Annotated in this window: 2 protein-coding genes and 1 pseudogene; 2 read left to right on the top strand and 1 reads right to left on the bottom strand. The window is 66.7% G+C overall.

Annotated features, from left to right (window positions below; all coding sequences use genetic code 11):
* The first annotated feature begins 12 nt into the window (after nt 1-12).
* On the top strand, nt 13-954 hold the full coding sequence (locus tag ACY5KJ_RS06405; RefSeq protein ID WP_462188303.1) for a beta/alpha barrel domain-containing protein: 942 nt from the start codon (nt 13-15) through the stop codon (nt 952-954).
* A gap of 78 nt (nt 955-1,032) precedes the next feature.
* Here the strand turns inward: ACY5KJ_RS06405 and ACY5KJ_RS06400 are convergent, their stop codons facing one another.
* The gene (locus ACY5KJ_RS06400) at nt 1,033-1,584 is read right to left on the bottom strand and encodes a DUF3291 domain-containing protein (RefSeq protein ID WP_462188297.1); all 552 of its coding nucleotides are present in this window, start codon (nt 1,582-1,584) and stop codon (nt 1,033-1,035) included.
* A gap of 515 nt (nt 1,585-2,099) precedes the next feature.
* Here ACY5KJ_RS06400 and ACY5KJ_RS06395 point away from each other — a divergent pair.
* A pseudogene (locus ACY5KJ_RS06395) lies at nt 2,100-2,289 on the top strand (hypothetical protein); the annotation flags it as partial.

Below are 2,289 nucleotides of genomic sequence, written 5' to 3'. Positions count from 1 at the left end.
TAGGGTGGGGTCATGAGCGGTCTGTGCGGTGTCTCCCTGGAACATCCGATCATGAACGCGGCCGGCACCTGCAAGACCGCCGAGGATGTCGAAACGTTCGCCCGGTCGGCGGTCTCGATGATCGTCGTTGGTTCGATCACCAGAGAACCGCGGTCAGGCAACTCCGGCAACGTCTACTGGCCTGGCCGAGTCTACTCGTTGAACGCGCTCGGGCTTCCCAACCGCGGACTGGACTACTATGCCGCGCATCTGCCCGGCATGGTGCGGCGCGCTCACCTGGCGGGCAAGCCGTTGACCGTCAGCGTCGCCGGGTTCGGTGTCGACGAATACCGCGAGATCTCCGCGGTCGTGGCGCGGACGGGGGTCGATCTGATCGAACTGAACCTGGCCTGCCCGAACGTCTGGGACGGCGGAACGCAGAAGCGCATCGCCTGCTTCGATCCCGGGCACACCGCGACGATCTGCACGGCGGTGGGCGACACGCTGGTGGCGCAGGCTGGTGCCGATCCGGCCCGACGCGTCCCCTACGGAGTCAAGATCTCGCCGTTCTCCGATCCGTCGGCTCTGGCGGAGCTCGCAACGGTGATCGATGAGGTCGCCGCGCGTCCCGGTGGCCCGCGGTTCGTCACGGCGGTGAATACCTTCCCCAACGCCTTCGCCGTCGACGAGGCGCACCGACCAGTCGTCGACGTCGAGCTCGCCGGTATGAGCGGGCCGGCGCTCAAGCCCGTCGGGCTCGGTCAGGTGCGCCAGCTACGCCGCCTGCTCCCGGAGAGTGTGGACATCGTCGGGGTCGGGGGTGTGACCGACGGGCGCGACGTCGCCGACTACCTGCTGGCCGGGGCCACCGCGGTCCAGGCCGCCACCGCGTTCTGGAACCGTGCGGAGGATCCGGCCGTCTTCGGTGCCATTCTGTCCAACTGGATCGACCACACCGACCCGACCGTCCCCTGAAAAGGGTTTCACGCGTATTTTCCGTACATCTTTCCAGCATATTTTTTCACGTCCTCGGCGCGGGAGCCCATCGCCGGATCAGCCTCCGGCCGCCGCGTTTCTCGGTGCCGCTCGGCCTGGCTGCTCGGCGGTGTTCTCCGGGCCGCTTCCCGGGACCAGGGAGATCCGCCGGTCCGGCGGTGGAAACGTCAGCCGGAACGTGAAGGCGGTGGCGGTCGGACCGTGGGCCCGCAGGTGACGAACCCGGTCCTCGGCCTCGTCCGTCCCCGGCCGATGCCCGGCGGGTACCCACCACAGGGCGTTGGTCGTCCGCTGGGTGGGATGAAACCACTCGCGCCGACGGCGTAGGAACGCCCCGTGGCCGCTACGGAAGACGAAGTTGGCCAGCGCCTCCACCGACTCCCAGACGGTCAGGTTCACGATGATCGCATGGTCGCCGTCGCCCTCCCACACGAACGTGCGTACGACGGTGTCGCCATCCTCGGCCCGCAGGCGCCAGACGAAGCCAGGCTGCCCGTCGCCGAGCGTGTTGGTGGGAGTGAGACCGGCGACGAAGTCGGTCAGCGCGGAGGAGCCGGGCGGCGCGAGCAGTCGGGCGATGTTCACCTGGGCCAGATGGTAACCCGTCATGAAGGCAGCCTAGGGAGGTTGTCGCGCCGCCGCCAGGAATATCGGTCAATTACCGATCGATCATGATCGGCGAGTTGGCGGGTGCAATTTCTACCAGTTTTTCGATGCCGCTCGGAACAGCCGGCGAACAGTAACCCCGCCACGAACGGGCCGGCCGATGCCGATGCCTGCCGATCGGCGCCCCATCGTGGGGCTGTCAGGTGATCCGTCAGGTGGTGTCGCCGCCGAGGGCTCCGCTGGAGCCACCCGGATGGACTCACCCGAGTCGATCATGCGCGCCTCCCACCTATTGGCAACATCGAAGCTACTCTCCGTAGTCGGAGGTGCCGGGAGGGGAAGATCCCAAGATCCCGGGGCGGGCTGTGTCATTTGCGTGGAAGCGTGTTTCTCCGCGGAAATCAGCCTGAGTGCGGATCGCTCGAGTTCGGTCGGTGATCCGATTTCGGTCCTCGCTGACCGAAATGGCCTCCACTGCCGACAGCATTTGGTCATTTTCCGCTAGCAATGGGGGAGTCATGGGAAGTTCCGCAAGGAGAAAAGCCGCAGTTGTCGCTCTGTCCACGACGGCGGCTCTGGTTGTCGCCGCGGGGCCCGCGGCCACGAGCGCGTTGGCCTCCGATGGTCACGACGGCCCGAAGGACAAGCGCGTCACCAAGCACGTCGTCAAGGAGCACTGGACCAAGATTCGCTGGGAGAAGGAGAGCT

This window comes from Frankia sp. CcWB3, from assembly GCF_977927595.1.
The sequence above is the reverse complement of the archived record's forward strand: the minus strand, read 5'-3'. Positions and strand labels throughout refer to the sequence as shown.

Excerpts from the sequence above, each read along its gene's own strand:
- ACY5KJ_RS06405 (WP_462188303.1), top strand. The coding sequence starts at position 13 with ATGAGCGGTCTGTGCGGTGTCTCCCTGGAACATCCGATCATGAACGCG.
- ACY5KJ_RS06400 (WP_462188297.1), bottom strand. The coding sequence starts at position 1,584 with ATGACGGGTTACCATCTGGCCCAGGTGAACATCGCCCGACTGCTCGCG.